Origin of the sequence: Aliirhizobium smilacinae (genome assembly GCF_006335145.1) — a bacterium.
In the GTDB taxonomy this organism is placed as follows: Bacteria; Pseudomonadota; Alphaproteobacteria; order Rhizobiales; family Rhizobiaceae; genus Neorhizobium; species Neorhizobium smilacinae.
The window spans coordinates 1,126,752-1,140,619 of sequence record NZ_VDMN01000001.1 but is presented as its reverse complement, the minus strand read 5'-3'; the positions used below and the strand labels follow the sequence as shown (position 1 = coordinate 1,140,619).

At 60.8% G+C, this 13,868-nt stretch carries 17 protein-coding genes; 14 read left to right on the top strand and 3 right to left on the bottom strand.

All coding sequences use genetic code 11. The annotated features are described in order from the left end of the window. Nucleotides 1-53: 53 nt before the first annotated feature. Nucleotides 54-464 carry a (R)-mandelonitrile lyase gene (locus FHP24_RS05605; RefSeq protein WP_139674011.1) on the top strand — a complete coding sequence of 137 codons (411 nt, stop codon included), beginning with the start codon at nt 54-56 and terminating at the stop codon, nt 462-464. Here the strand turns inward: FHP24_RS05605 and FHP24_RS05600 are convergent. Beyond that, nucleotides 400-1,362 (bottom strand): LysR family transcriptional regulator, encoded by a 963-nt coding sequence (locus FHP24_RS05600; RefSeq protein ID WP_139674008.1) that lies wholly within the window; start codon nt 1,360-1,362, stop codon nt 400-402. The two genes, FHP24_RS05605 and FHP24_RS05600, sit on opposite strands and share 65 nt — an antisense overlap. A 124-nt stretch (nt 1,363-1,486) precedes the next feature. On the opposite strand from FHP24_RS05600, the gene FHP24_RS05595 reads away from it, so the two are divergent. The 3 genes from FHP24_RS05595 to FHP24_RS05585 all read left to right on the top strand — a co-directional run bounded on the left by FHP24_RS05595 (nt 1,487) and on the right by FHP24_RS05585 (nt 3,986). Further along, nucleotides 1,487-2,317, top strand: coding sequence for an SDR family oxidoreductase (locus FHP24_RS05595; RefSeq protein WP_139674005.1), 831 nt, complete (start codon nt 1,487-1,489; stop codon nt 2,315-2,317). An 85-nt stretch (nt 2,318-2,402) separates the two neighbouring features. Beyond that, complete coding sequence (locus FHP24_RS05590; protein WP_139674002.1) at nt 2,403-3,272, top strand: aldose 1-epimerase family protein; 870 nt, start codon at nt 2,403-2,405, stop codon at nt 3,270-3,272. Nucleotides 3,273-3,293: 21 nt separating this feature from the next. After that, nucleotides 3,294-3,986: an alpha/beta fold hydrolase gene (locus FHP24_RS05585; RefSeq protein WP_139673999.1), complete on the top strand. Its 693-nt coding sequence runs from the start codon at nt 3,294-3,296 to the stop codon at nt 3,984-3,986. Between the two features lie 12 nt (nt 3,987-3,998). Here FHP24_RS05585 and msrB read toward each other — a convergent pair whose 3' ends face one another. Continuing rightward, nucleotides 3,999-4,409 (bottom strand): peptide-methionine (R)-S-oxide reductase MsrB, encoded by a 411-nt coding sequence (gene msrB, locus FHP24_RS05580; protein ID WP_139673996.1) that lies wholly within the window; start codon nt 4,407-4,409, stop codon nt 3,999-4,001. Nucleotides 4,410-4,569: 160 nt separating this feature from the next. Here msrB and FHP24_RS05575 point away from each other — a divergent pair, with 160 nt between their 5' ends. From FHP24_RS05575 to FHP24_RS05530, 10 genes are all read left to right on the top strand, one after another. Then, nucleotides 4,570-6,903, top strand: a complete 2,334-nt coding sequence (locus tag FHP24_RS05575) for a putative monovalent cation/H+ antiporter subunit A (RefSeq protein WP_139673993.1) — start codon at nt 4,570-4,572, stop codon at nt 6,901-6,903. Nucleotides 6,904-6,943: 40 nt separating this feature from the next. Next, nucleotides 6,944-7,390: a Na+/H+ antiporter subunit B gene (locus tag FHP24_RS05570; protein ID WP_139673990.1), complete on the top strand. Its 447-nt coding sequence runs from the start codon at nt 6,944-6,946 to the stop codon at nt 7,388-7,390. Further along, nucleotides 7,390-7,767: a Na+/H+ antiporter subunit C gene (locus FHP24_RS05565; RefSeq protein WP_139673987.1), complete on the top strand. Its 378-nt coding sequence runs from the start codon at nt 7,390-7,392 to the stop codon at nt 7,765-7,767. Before FHP24_RS05570 ends, FHP24_RS05565 begins: the two co-directional genes overlap by 1 nt. A gap of 66 nt (nt 7,768-7,833) precedes the next feature. Beyond that, nucleotides 7,834-9,405 carry a Na+/H+ antiporter subunit D gene (locus tag FHP24_RS05560; RefSeq protein ID WP_139673985.1) on the top strand — a complete coding sequence of 524 codons (1,572 nt, stop codon included), beginning with the start codon at nt 7,834-7,836 and terminating at the stop codon, nt 9,403-9,405. Beyond that, entirely contained in the window at nt 9,402-9,875 is a 474-nt protein-coding gene (locus FHP24_RS05555) for a Na+/H+ antiporter subunit E (protein ID WP_139673983.1), read from the top strand. Before FHP24_RS05560 ends, FHP24_RS05555 begins: the two co-directional genes overlap by 4 nt. Then, entirely contained in the window at nt 9,872-10,339 is a 468-nt protein-coding gene (locus FHP24_RS05550) for a cation:proton antiporter (protein WP_139673976.1), read from the top strand. The genes FHP24_RS05555 and FHP24_RS05550 overlap by 4 nt, the downstream gene beginning before the upstream one ends. Continuing rightward, nucleotides 10,336-10,677, top strand: coding sequence for a monovalent cation/H(+) antiporter subunit G (mnhG, locus tag FHP24_RS05545; RefSeq protein WP_139673973.1), 342 nt, complete (start codon nt 10,336-10,338; stop codon nt 10,675-10,677). The genes FHP24_RS05550 and mnhG overlap by 4 nt, the downstream gene beginning before the upstream one ends. A 437-nt stretch (nt 10,678-11,114) precedes the next feature. Continuing rightward, the gene (locus FHP24_RS05540) at nt 11,115-11,546 is read left to right on the top strand and encodes a MucR family transcriptional regulator (protein ID WP_139673970.1); all 432 of its coding nucleotides are present in this window, start codon (nt 11,115-11,117) and stop codon (nt 11,544-11,546) included. 411 nt (nt 11,547-11,957) lie between these two features. Beyond that, entirely contained in the window at nt 11,958-12,413 is a 456-nt protein-coding gene (locus FHP24_RS05535; RefSeq protein ID WP_246091611.1) for a helix-turn-helix domain-containing protein, read from the top strand. Next, nucleotides 12,406-13,308 (top strand): DUF6456 domain-containing protein, encoded by a 903-nt coding sequence (locus tag FHP24_RS05530; protein ID WP_246091610.1) that lies wholly within the window; start codon nt 12,406-12,408, stop codon nt 13,306-13,308. The genes FHP24_RS05535 and FHP24_RS05530 overlap by 8 nt, the downstream gene beginning before the upstream one ends. On the opposite strand, the gene FHP24_RS05525 is transcribed toward FHP24_RS05530, so the two are convergent. Continuing rightward, nucleotides 13,305-13,727: a SufE family protein gene (locus FHP24_RS05525; RefSeq protein WP_139676148.1), complete on the bottom strand. Its 423-nt coding sequence runs from the start codon at nt 13,725-13,727 to the stop codon at nt 13,305-13,307. The two genes, FHP24_RS05530 and FHP24_RS05525, sit on opposite strands and share 4 nt — an antisense overlap. Between the last annotated feature and the right edge of the window lie 141 nt (nt 13,728-13,868).

The following is a 13,868-nucleotide window of genomic DNA, read 5'->3' as shown; positions in this document are numbered from 1 at the left end:
CCGCGGGTTCGCCCTATATCCCCTTCGACACTTGGCACAGAGGGACACCCGACATGGATATCAGGCGCAACGGCTCGCAAGCTTCGAAACAGCAGCCGGCGGACTATTTTACCGGCACGGTGCGGCTTGATCCGCTGATGGAAGCACCCGAACCGGCACGGGTGCGCGCAGCAAGCGTCACCTTCGAACCCGGTGCCCGCACCAACTGGCACACCCATCCGCTCGGCCAGACGCTGATCGTCACCGCCGGTTTCGGCCGTGCCCAGACCGAAGGCGGGCCGGTGCGCGAGTTGCGCTCGGGCGATGTCGTCTGGTTCGCGCCGGGTGAAAAACACTGGCACGGCGCGGGTCCGCAGACGGCCATGACCCATATTGCCATTCAGGAAGCCGAGGGCGGCGTCACCGCCGACTGGCTGGAGCCGGTGACGGATGCGCAATATTCGGTGCCGGCAGAGAAGAACTGAGCTTCCCGTCGATCTCCTTCAATATGTCGATGAAGGCGCGCAATCCGGCAGGTACGTGCCGGTGCCCCGGATAATAGAGGCACAGGCCGTCGATCTCGGGGCACCAGTCGGAAAGCACAGCTACCAGTCTTCCCTGCCGCAGATAGTCTTGCGCCAGATGCTGCGGCACATAGGCAATGCCGAGGTCGGAGGCCGCAGCCTCGACCATCAGCTCGGTATCGTCGAGCGTCAGCGGGCCGGAGACATCCACCACCGTCTCTTCTCCGCGCCGCTCGAATTCCCAGCGGTAAAGCTTTCCGCTTGGCATTCTTAACCTTATGCAGGCGTGCTGCGAAAGCTCCTGTGGTGTCGAGGGTTCTCCGCGGGATGCGATATAATCCGGCGAAGCGACGGTGACGAAACGGGCAGGGCCACCGAAAGCGATGGCGATCATGTCCTGCGGCACGGATTCGCGCAGCCGGATCCCGGCATCGAACCCGTCGGCGACGATGTCGATCAGCCGCCCGTCGCTGACCAGATCCAGCGCCACATCCGGGTAGCGGGCAAGAAACGTCGGAACCGCGTTTTCAAGCAGCCTGCGGATAACGATGCTGCTGGTGTTGATCCTGATCGTCCCGCTCGGCCCGCCGCGAAAATCGTCGACCGCTTCCAGCGCCGCATCAAGCTCGCGCAGGGCCGGTCCGAGCTTTGCCGCCAATCGCTCGCCGGCCTCTGTGGGGGAAACGCTGCGGGTCGTGCGGTTCAGAAGCCTGACGCCCATCCGCGTTTCCAGCCCGCGCATCATATGGCTGAGCGTAGAGGGTGAAAGCCCGAGTTCCTCGGCCGCCTTTCGAAAGCTGCGATGCGCGATGATCGTGGTGAAGGCAGAAAGATCGCTGAGCGTCGGTTTTTCATTCATGGAAAAAATTCACCGGGTTATGCGTAATTGAACGACTTATAGCATGAGTGAGCAGAGTTTATCTTCTGTTGCAGAAAGCGTGGCCAAAACCGAATTCCCGACCGCGCAGCAAAGGAGAATACCCATGTCCAAGACCTGGTTCATTACCGGCACATCTTCCGGTTTCGGCCGCCTTTTGACCGAAAAGCTTCTGGCCCGTGGCGACCGCGTCGCCGCCACCCTGCGACGCATGGATGCGCTGGACGATCTTCGCGAGACCTATGGCAACCGGTTGTGGATCGCCGGGTTCGACCTCACCGATCAGGACGCGATCCGCGCCACGGTCGACCGCGCCTTCGCCGAACTCGGCCGCATCGATGTCGTCGTCAACAACGCCGGTTACGGCCTGTTCGGCGCGGCGGAAGAGTTAAGCGACGAGGAAATCCGCCGGCAGGTCGATACCAACCTGATCGGCTCTATCCAGATCATCCGCGCGGCGCTGCCGCATCTGCGGGCCCAGGGCGGCGGTCTGATCCAGCAGGTGGCGTCGGAAGGCGGCCAGATCACCTATCCCAGCTTCTCGCTCTATCACGCCACCAAATGGGGTATCGAAGGTTTCGTCGATGCCGTCGCCAAGGAAGTAGCGCCTTTCGGCATCAGGTTCACCATCGTCGAACCCGGCCCGACACGCACGGATTTCGGCAAGGGTCTCTCCATTGCAGAGCCGATGGATATCTACGCCGATACACCCGCAGGCCAGGTCCGTGACGCGATCTTCAGCGGCGGCTTCGACATCAAGGGAGACCCGGACAAAATGGCGGATGCGATGATCGAATATGCCGACCGGGATAATCCGCCTCTGCGTCTGGCGCTTGGGGGCTCCACCTATCCGTCGATCAAGGCGGCACTTGAAGGCCGTCTGGCGGAACTGGAGGCGCATAAGGCAACCACGCTTGCCATGGATTTCGACGACTGATCCGCTTGAGACGTTCCGGTCGTCATTGAACCTCAACGCATGTCGGGCAAATATGTCGCATTGATTCCATCTGGAGGAACGCCGCATGCCCGATATCGTCCGCATCACCAGCGATGAACTTGTCGTCGAAGTTTCCTCGCTCGGCGCCGAGATGCAGTCGCTGCAGACGACCGATGGCCGGGACTGGCTGTGGAACGGCGATGCGGCCTTCTGGACCGGCCGTTCGCCGATCCTGTTCCCGATCGTCGGCAAGGCGCCGGACAATCATATCGCCGTCGATGGCGCCTCCTACGAGATGGGCCAACACGGTTTTGCCCGCAGGGCCGAGTGGGTGCTGGCCGATGCCAGCACCACCGCCTGCCGTTTCGAGCTCGAAAGCACCGACGCAACCCGAAAAATCTATCCTTTCGATTTTCTCCTCTCGCTCACGCACTCGCTGGATGGCGGAAAACTGGTGGTGACGGCCGAAGTGGAAAACCCCGACAGTTGCCCGATGCCCTTCGGCCTCGGCTTTCACCCGGCCTTCCTCTGGCCGCTGCCGGGCGCCGAAGGCAAGCCGCATACGATAGCGCTCGATAACGGCGCTGAACCGCTGCTGACCCGGCTGGAGGATGGGCTCGTCACCCGGGACAAGCTGCCATCGCCTTTCTCGAAGGGCGAGTTGACGCTCGCACACGAACTGTTCGAGGCCGATGCGATGATCTTCGCCGAAGGTGCCGGCGAGGGGCTGACCTATGCAGCCGAAGGCGGCCCGAGCCTGAAATTCGCCTTTGACAACCTGCCCACTCTGGCGCTCTGGCAGAAACTCGGCGCACCTTTCCTTTGCGTCGAGCCTTGGCACGGCACGGCGGCTGAGGCGGGAGGTTCGGCGGAAATGGCAAAGCGCCCCTACACCAAAATCCTGCCAGCCGGTGAAAAGGCGAGGTTCGCGTTTTCGGTCGAAGTGATCGGCTAGCGCGTTTCGGGAAGCTGCGCCGTGGATGAACCTGAAATTCTTTTTCTCCACGCGCTGCCGCTCGACGGCTACATGTGGGATGGGCAACGAGAAGCACTCGGTGCCAAAAGCATTGCGCCCACGCTTTACAGATCTGGTGAGACCGTGACGGAATGGGCCGAGGCGGCACTATCGCTGACGCAGAGTAGCAGGCTTGTTCTCGTCGGCTGCTCCGTGGGCGGATCCTGTGCTCTGGAAATCGCAAACCTGGCGCCCGAACGTGTTGCCGGCATGGTGCTTATCGGTACCAAGGCTGACCGTCGCGCAGATCCACTGTTCCACGCGCAAGCTCTTCGCGTGATCCGCGAGGAGGGGCGGGATGCGGCATGGAAACGCTACTGGCGGCCATTTTTCCATCCAGATACCCCCGAAACTGTGCTTGCTTCAGCCTACGGGATGATGATGCGGCAATCTCGCGAAGATCTCGCCAGAGGCACCGATGTTTTCCATACGCGTCCCGGTCGGGCCGATCTCCTCAGCCGACTGTCCTGTCCGGTTGCAATCGTAAGCGGCGACCAGGATCCCGCGCCAGGTTTGAAAACCAGCGCTGCCCAGGCCGAAATGGCGTCGAATGGAAAGTTGCATGTGATAAAAGGGAGCGGCCACTATGTGCCGCTTGAACAGCCGGCAGACCTGAACTCTCTATTGACTGAGTTCACCGTGGCCTGCCGGTGATAGGATCGTGTTTCATTCCACCGGGGTGAAATTCATCGAATGGCCGTTGATGCAGTAGCGAAGGCCGGTCGGCGGCGGGCCGTCGGGGAAAACGTGGCCGAGATGGCCGCCGCAATTGGCGCAGCGCACTTCTGTGCGCACCATTCCATGCGACGTGTCACGGATTTCGGTGATCACATCCGGTTTCACCGCCTCGAAATAGCTCGGCCAGCCGCAGCCGGAATCGAACTTGGTGTCGGAGACGAACAGGTCTTCGCCACATCCGGCGCAGCTGTAGATGCCTTTTTCCTTGGCGTTCCAGTAAGGGCCGCTAAAGGCGCGCTCCGTACCTGCCTGGCGCAGGATGTAAAATTGCTCGGGCGTCAGTTCTTCGCGCCATTCGGCATCGGTTTTGGAAATCTTGGGTGTCGCAGTCGAGGACATGACGGTTCCTTTCGTTTGCACCATAGATAGGCATCGCAACGCTGTGAATAAAGATGCCTGTCGCATCGTCCCGTCCGGTTGTGCTTGAGGCACCCGTCCGTTTCACTTAAGAGAACCATACGCGTTCGATGATCGGCCGTGCGAGGGGTGAGGAGAGACTATGGCCGCCAGCGCGCCGGCATGGACGTTTATTGCGCTCTTCCTGCCGTTTGTGGCCGCCTTGCTGGCTCCCTTCCTTGTCTCGCGCCTTGGCGACAAGGCTGCCTGGATCATCGCGCTCGCACCGGCACTGTCCTTCCTTCATTTCTGCCGGTTCCTGGGCGAGATTTCGGCCGGCGAAGTGGTCACCGGCGGATATGCCTGGGCGCCCAGCCTCAACCTGTCCTTCTCCTGGTTCATCGACGGCCTGTCGCTCACTTTCGCGCTGCTGATTACCGGCATCGGCACCCTGATCGTCATCTATTCCGGCGGTTATATGAAGGGCCACCGCCATCTCGGGCGGTTCCTGTCCTTCATCCTGCTGTTCATGGGCGCCATGCTCGGCCTCGTCGTGTCCGACAGCTTTCTGATGCTGTTCGTTTATTGGGAACTCACCTCGATCGCCTCCTTCCTGCTGATCGGCTTCGACCATGAGCGGGAGGCCGCACGCCGGGCCGCGCTGCAGGCGCTGGTCGTGACGGGGGCAGGGGGACTGTCGCTGCTGGCCGGTCTGGTTTTCCTCTGGAACGTCACCGGTGTCACCCAGCTGTCGCTGCTCGTCCATCTCGGTGATGCACTGAAGATGAGCCCGTTCTACCTGCCGGCCCTGTTTCTGGTGCTTGGCGGTGCCTTCACCAAATCGGCGCAATTTCCGTTTCATTTCTGGCTGCCGAATGCGATGGAGGCACCCACTCCCGTCTCGGCCTATCTTCATTCTGCGACAATGGTGAAGGCCGGCGTCTATCTTCTTATGCGGCTCAACCCGGTTCTCGGCGGCACACCCGCCTGGGAAATCCTGCTTCCCTTTTTCGGCGGAGTGACGCTGATCACAGGCGCGCTGATAGGTATCCGCCAGACCGATCTCAAGCTGATGCTCGCCTATACGACCATGGCCTCGCTCGGCCTTCTGGTGATGCTGACCGGCTTCGGCTCCCCCCATGCCATCGAGGCGGCGGTGCTCTATCTCGTCGCCCATTCGCTGTTCAAGGGTGCGCTGTTCATGGTCGCAGGCGCTGTCGACCACGAGACCGGCACGCGAGAATTGCCCCTGCTCGGCGGTCTTCGTCACGCCATGCCGGTCACCTTCGCAGCAGCGCTTCTTGCCGCCTGCTCCATGGCCGGCCTGCCGCTTTTTGCCGGTTTCCTCGCCAAGGAGGAAATCTATGCGGCGCTCGCGGCCGGCAATCCGCGCGCCGTCTTTTTCACCGGTGCGGCGCTGGCCGGCAATGCGCTGATGGTGGCCATTGCCCTTGCCGTCGGCCTGAAACCCTTCATCGGTCAGCGGAAGAACACGCCGCGTCACCCGCATGAGGCGCCGATCACCCTCTGGCTCGGCCCTGTCGTGCTGGCAGCACTCGGCATTGTCTTCGGCGTGTTTTCCCCGCTTCTGCATGCCTATCTCTCGTCACCGATGGCAAGCGCCATCATCGACGAGCCGACCGTGGTGACGATCACCACCATCCCGCATCTCGGCCTGCCTCTGGCGCTCTCCGTGTTCACGCTGGCAATCGGTGTATTGATCTACTGGCAGCTCGAGCGTGCCCGCTGGCTGATGGCGCAGATGTTGGAAAGCCTGGGGCCGGGGCCGGACCGCTGGTTCGATCATATGGTCACAGGCCTTGTCCGCTTTTCGGCCGGCCTGATGCGCATCATTCAGCCCGGCCGGCTGGAAATCTACATCACCATCACCTTCATTCTCGTGGCCCTGACTCTGCTCGTGCCGTTGTTCGTTTTCGACGAACTGCCGGACATGCCCGCATGGCCGACCGGTCTTCTGGTTCAGGAGGCGGCCTTCTTCGTCATTGCGGCACTCGGCATCATCGCCGTCCTGCGTGCCGCCGATCGCCTGACCGCGATCGTATCGCTCGGCATTCAGGGCTTTGCCGTGGCGGTGATCTTCCTTCTGTTCGGTGCGCCGGATCTCTCCTTCACCCAGTTCATGGTCGAGACGCTTTCGGTTGTCATCCTGACCCTTGTCATGACCCGGCTGCGGCTGTCGGTCAGCGATCACCGGCCGGCAGGTCAGGTCGTGCTGGACGCGACCATCGCCATCGCCTGCGGCCTCGGTTTCGCGCTCATGCTGCTGAAATCGGTCGGTCGCCCGCTCGATCCGTTTATGACGGATTTCTTCGACGCCTATTCCAAGGCGATCGCCCACGGCGCCAACGTCGTCAATGTCATTATCGTCGATTTCCGCGGGACGGATACGCTGGGCGAAATCGCCGTGGTGATGATCACCGGGCTGGCCGTTCTGGCGCTGCTCAAGCTGCGGGTGGGGAAGAGAGGCGAGGGATGAGCATGACGAATTACCCGCTTGGCCCGGAGCATGGCGCCCCATGAACACTCTCATCCTGCGCACGGCCGCCCCCGTCATCACCGCCCTCATGCTGCTCTTTTCCGTCTTCGTCCTCCTGCGCGGCCATAATGAGCCGGGTGGCGGGTTTATCGGCGGGTTGATCGCTGCCTCGGCGCTGGCGATCTTCGGCATCGCCCATGGACCGGGAGCCGTGCAGCGGGCGATCCGTTTCCATCCGATGGCAATTGCCGGTGCCGGCCTGTTTCTGGCAACCATGTCCGGGCTCGCCTCCCTGATCGCCGGCGTTCCGTTCATGAGCGGGCTCTGGGTCTATCCGGATATTCTCGGTGTGGAAGTGCCGCTCTCGACCGTCATGTCCTTCGATATCGGCGTTTACCTCGTCGTCGTCGGTGCCATCACGGCGATTGCGCTGGCACTCGAAACCGAACCGGAAAACGGCAGCGCACACGACGAGGGCTCACGCTGATGGAAGTCCTGTTCGTCGCCCTGATCGGCCTTTTCTTCACCGCCGCCGTTTATCTCATGCTGTCGAAATTCACCATCCGCATCCTGCTCGGCATCGTGCTCCTCGGCAACGGCGTGAACCTGTTGCTGTTCACCGCCGGCCGTATCACCCGCGAAGTCCCACCGATCATTCCCGCTGATACGTCCACGCTTGCCGCCGGAGCTGCCAACCCGTTGCCGCAGGCCCTGATCCTGACCGCGATCGTCATCTCGTTTTCCTTCTTCGCCTTCCTGCTGGTGCTGACCTGGCGTGCCTTCGAGGAACTCGGAACCGACAGTACCGACGAAATGCGTCTCGCCGAACCTCTCGACGAACCGCTTCCGCCGATGGGGTATTGAGTTGATGTGCGTGCTGGAAAACACTGCTTGCCACCGACGGGACGCGAAACAGGGAGGCCCCATCTGATGGCCTCTTCCTTCGCCTCCATCGACCTCGCCGCCGCCATGGTCACGACAGCACCGGCGCTTTCCGACTGGCTCGTCATTCTGCCGACCGCGCTGATGATCCTCACCGGCGCCACGCTGATGATGATCCGAAAGTCGGTCCGCCTGCATGCGGTCATCGCGATCACGGCGCTTGCCCTGCTCGTTGTGCTGGATGCGCTGCTGCTCTGGCAGGTCTCTACACGAGGGCCGGTCAGTATGACCATGGGCGGCTGGCTGCCTCCCTTCGGCATATCCTTCACCGCCGACATTTTCGGCGCTGTGATGGCGCTTGCCGCGGCCATCGCGGCATTGCTGGCTGCCATTTATTCGCTGCGCGATATCGACGCGAGCGGGTTGCGCCACGGTTTCTTCGCCTTCCTCATGCTGCTGATGGCCGGCGTGTCCGGCGCATTTCTCACCGGCGATATCTTCAACCTCTATGTCTGGTTCGAGGTCCTGCTGATCTCTTCCTTCGGCCTGCTGATTTTAGGCTCGGAACCGAAGCAGATCGAAGGCGCGCTGAAATACGCCATCCTCAACCTCATCGGCACGACGCTCTTCCTCATCACCGTCGGTTACCTCTATGCGATCTTCGGCACTCTCAACATGGCCGATATCGCCCGAAAGGCAGGTTCTATCCGCGGAATGACGGAGGATGCGGCGCCGCTGATGACGCTGACGGCGCTGTTCGTGCTCGCCTTCTGCATGAAGGCGGCCGCATTCCCGGTGAATTTCTGGCTGCCCGCCTCCTATCATACCCCGCGCATCACCGTGTCCGCCCTGTTTGGCGGCCTTCTCACCAAGGTCGGCATCTATGCGCTGATCCGCGTCACGATCATGCTGCTGCCGGTCGAACGCGAGGCCTTGAGCCTCGTCATCGCAACCTCGGCTGTGCTGACCATGATCCTCGGCGCGCTCGGGGCGCTTGCCCAGAACGATCTGCGCCGCATGGTGGGCTATGTCGTCATCGTCGGCATCGGCAACATGCTGGCGGGTGTCGCGATCGGCTCATCGGTCGCCGTCAGCGGCGCGATCCTTTATGCGCTGCATTCGATCGTCACCATGACGGCGCTGTATCTGGTCCTCGGCGAGGCGGGGCGGCTGACTGGTACGTTCGAACTGTCGCGTCTCGGCGGATTGTGGGGCCGCGCCCCGTGGTTTTCAGCAGGGTCGCTGGCGCTGGTACTGGCCGCTTCGGGCCTGCCGCCGTTTTCCGGCCTCTGGCCAAAGATCATGCTGTTAAAGGCCTCGCTCGATATCGGTGCCTGGTGGCTGGCAGCGGCGATCCTCGTCTCCGCCTTCCTCGTCACGTTGGCGCTTGCCCGCGTGTTTCTTCTGGCCTACTGGCGGCCGGCGCCGGGCGGGGAGGGCGAAGCCGCGACGGCAACAGACTGGCGTACGGCCCTGCCGATCGGAGCGCTGGCGACGCTCGTTCTTGTCTTCGGCCTCTATCCCGAACCTTTGCTTGCACTCAGCCAGGCGGCCGCCGATGGCCTTGCCGATCCGTCGGCCTATATCCGTTCGGTCTTTCCGGGAGGATTGGTGCCATGATCATCTACGTCCTGTCGCTGATGCTGGCGATCATCTGGGTTGCGATCACCGGCAGCGCCACGATCCACAATCTGGTCTTCGGTTTCGCGCTCGCGGCCGCGGCCCTCTGGATCGTCCGCGACGAGATGAGCGCCACCGGTTATCTCCTCCGTCTCGGCCGTATCCTGTCCCTGGTCCTTCTCTTCTTCAAGGAACTGGCTCTGTCGGCCTGGAAAGTGGCCGTGCTCGTCACCCGCCGGAATATGGACGTCAAGCCCGGCATATTCGCCTTTCCGCTGACCGTCGATAGGGATTTCGAGATCACGCTTCTCGCCAATCTCATCACGTTGACGCCCGGCACCATGTCGGTCGACGTGTCGAAGGACAGGAAGTTTCTTTACGTCCACGCCATCGACTGCTCGAATGTCGAGGCGACAAAACGGGAGATCGCCGACGGTTTCGAGCGCAAGATCATCGAGGCCTTCCGATGAATATTGCGCAGACGATCCTCCACACATCGATCTGGATCGCGCTTCTCCTGCTCGCCACCGCCTTCATGGCTACGGTCTGGCGGGTTGTGAAGGGGCCGACATTGCCCGATCGCGTCGTCGCATTGGATATGCTGGTCGGCATCGTCATCGGTTTCATCGCGCTGATCGCCATTCGCACCGGCTTCACGCTCTATATCGATATTGCCATCGCGCTTGGTCTGGTCGGCTTCCTGGCAACCGTCGCCTTCGCCCGCTTTATCTTGTCCGGCGCAGTCAAGGAGGCGGTGGCCGTTTCTGAGACGACATATGAAACCGGGCCACGCAAGCAATCCGCCAAAATAACTAAAAAGACGACAGGCAAAACCGCAAGTAAAACCGCCGGAAAAACTGCCGCAAAAACATCAGGCAAACCGGCCTGGCCGGCAAAATCACCAAAAACGACCAAACCGGGTAAGGGGCAATGATGGAGCTTGTTGTGGCGCTATTGACCTCTGTCCTGATACTTGCAGGTTCGGCTTTCGCCCTGGTTGCGGCAATCGGTCTCAACCGTCTGCCCGATATCTACTCCAGGATGCATGCGGCATCCAAGGCCGGAACGGTGGGATCAGGCTTGCTTTTGCTTGCCGTTGGTCTTCATTCCGGCGATATCGCGGTGCTCGCGCGGGCGCTTGCAGGCTTCTTTTTCTTCGTGCTCACGGCCCCGGTATCCGCGCATTTGCTGGCGATGGCCTCATTGAGGGCTGGCTATTCCATGGCGAATCAGTCTGCCTGCAACGAAATGTCGCCGGTCAACAATGAATAAAGTTTTTCAGACGGTATTTATAAGCGCGCGATGATTGTAAAATAGCCTTATTGCCAGCAATAAATGTCAGAAATATGCGATATTCGCCGATAATTCACTCAGCATTACTAGATTTCGCAATTGGACTTTCCAGATTGTAGTGATAATTGAATAGAAGTAGAGCAATGATGCTGTTGTAGACTAACGTTTTACCGCGTATTTATCTGAATTAGATCGGTCTTGATAAGGCCGCTTCGGATAAACTGGACGAATATGCGGTTTGCGGAGGCTACATGCAGCATCTGGTGACGATCCGTTTTTCCCGCAGGAGGCTTAGGGGTAGGCTTCTGTCTTTGGACGCTGCGCGAAGTTTGGGTTCTCGTCGCCATCGCTCGACTACGGAAACAGCCGCGGAGGTCGCGGCTGGCCCCGTATTAAAGTCGAACAGGAGACAGGAAATGACAGATATGGCACTGGGCAAGGGTCCCGAGCTGCTGGTGGAACTCACCGCAGATATCGTGGCTGCCTATGTGAGTAACCACGTAGTTCCCGTCAGCGATCTCTCAAACCTGATCGCGGACGTGCATACCGCATTGAGCGGCACATCCTCCCCGACCCCGGTCGTGACAGCGGTTGAAAAGCCGAAGCCGCCGGTGCCGATCAAGAAGTCGATCGAGGAAGATTATCTGATCTGCCTCGAAGACGGTCAGAAGTTCAAGTCGCTGAAGCGCCACCTGATGACCCATTACAACATGACGCCGGATGAATACCGCGAAAAGTGGGGCCTGCCGGCCGATTATCCGATGGTCGCTCCGGCCTATGCCGAAGCCCGTTCGCGTCTTGCCAAGGAAATGGGTCTGGGCCAGCGCCGCAAGCGCGCCCGCAACTGATCTGCAGATGCTGGCCGGGCTTTGTCCGGCCAAAAGCAATTTCGGTAAAACCGCTGCTCCCTTGAAGGTGCTGGCCGGATTTTCCTTCGGAATTGCACAGAAGTAAAAGTTGAGGCAATCAACGCGGTCCGATATCGCCGAGTTTGCTTTGGCAATCTGTGCGCCCTGTGGCGCCACGAAAAGCCGGGCCATCGCCCGGCTTTTGCGTATCCGGTTGGTTCTCGGGCCCCGTCCTCAATCTATCGCTTCCCGGAAAAGCGGGGACGGGAAGAGGAAATAAATCCTATTTATCTCGCGTCAGAACAAAAAAAGAACAGCATTTTCAACAATGCAATAAAAAACGGCCATAAGCTGCATTCCCCGCTCGTCTTCAAGGTGTATGAATTAATTCCTATTCGATAAGGAGTTGTCATGCCTTTTGAGACTTCGACACTTAAGGGCGCACCAGCGAACAGGAACCGCCCTGATACGCTTGCTTACAACATCGGCGCTGTTCCGCTGCTGGCTGATGCCAGCCCGACCTATCCTGCAAGCCTTCCGGCACGCATTGTCTGCCGCATCGTCAGCCAGATCACGGCGGAAACGATCTCGCTGCTGAGCGACCGGGTCATCGTCCGCAGCGAACGGCGACGGCCATCCTGCCATGTCCGGCAGATTTCCATGTATGTCTGCCATGTGGCGCTCAGGATGTCGTTCAGCGATATCGGCGCCGCTTTCGGCCGGGACCGTACCACTGTCGGCCATGCCTGCCATGTGGTCGAGGACCGGCGAGATGATGTCGCCTTCGACGAATTTGTTTCGGCGATCGAGCGCATAGCGACCGCCGTGTTCCAGTCCTCGGATCTTATCGGGGGCGGTCATGACTGAGACATCGAAGGCCAAACGGGGGATCACCGGGGCAGAGCCGGCATCCGCACCGCACGCTATTTCGACAAAAAGCCTCACGCGGTTGGTTCGCCACGCACTCGGCGTAGGAAAGGCCGGACTGGCAATCGTGGCGGGCACGGATGGCATCCTCCATCTTGGCCCGGAATGCCGTTCCTATCCCGAAGCTTTGCTCGGCCATGCGGTATCGCTCGGCCTCGTGCGCCGATCGGCCGGCATCGTGCAGGCGACTGGCGAAGCCCGTAGTTTTCTCCGCCGCACGCTGGTCGCGGCGGGAATGGAGGAGGGGCATGGTTTCGCCGGCCAGCATGGCGATCTCGTCGAGACCACGGTGGAGATCGATGGTGCCCGCCAGAAGGTCAGCCGCAATCTCGACGAGTCGCCGCTTTCGAGCATTTCCCGTCTGAAGGATAAAGCGGGGGCTGCTTTCTTTCCGCCGCAAGCCATCGATGCCGGCGAACGGCTGCTGGATGATTTTACCCGCGCCCAGCTGCAGCCGCGCATCACCTCCTCCTGGGAGCCGCGGCTTTCCTCACGTGGCAAGGGGGAGGCGGGTGGTCTTGCCGATATTGCAGCAAGCGCCATCGAGGCGCGCCGGCGTTTTGGCCGCGCGATGGAGGCGATGGGACCCGAGCTTGCTGGCGTTGCCGCCGATGTCTGCTGTTTCGGCAAGGGGCTGGAACTGGTAGAGCGGGAACGGCAATGGCCGGTGCGCTCCGCCAAGCTGATGCTGAGGACGGCGCTCCTGGCGCTTGCCCGCCACTACGCCCCGCCACCGCGCCAGACAATGCGGCGCAACAACCATCACTGGGGCACGGAAGATTTCCGCCCCGCCGCCGAAGCCTATGGCAGCAGCGGAACGTCTCCCGTAACTTAGGCAGCAGCCTTCAGGCGGGCTTCTTCACGGATGCGCTTGACCATCGAACGCAGCCCGTTGGCGCGTTGCGAGGAGAGATGCTCGACCAGGCCGATCTGGTTAAAGGTGTCGATCGCGTCGGTGGCGACGATTTCGGAGGCGTGCTTGCCGGAATAGGTGGCGAGCACGATGGCGACCAGACCGCGCACGATATGTGCATCGGAATCGCCTTCGAACGTCATCACCGGGTCGGCGCTTTCATCCTTCACATGGCTCACCAGCCACACCTGGCTGGCACAGCCCTGAACCTTGTACTCGGCGGTCTTTTTGTCGTCTGCAAGGTCCGGCAGCGCCTTGCCGAGTTCGATCACATAGCGGTAGCGGTCTTCCCATTCATCCAGGAAAGCGAAGTCGTCGATGATCTGGGAAAGCTCTGCCATGGTCTTGTCCGGTGGTTTTCTGATGTTTTCCATATAGGTCTTTTGCGCGCCGATAACAGAAAAAATTGCCGTCATGGAGGCATTGCTTGCCCTTGCCCCATCGCGCAAAAAAAATCGCCGCAAGGGGTTTATTCCTTGCGG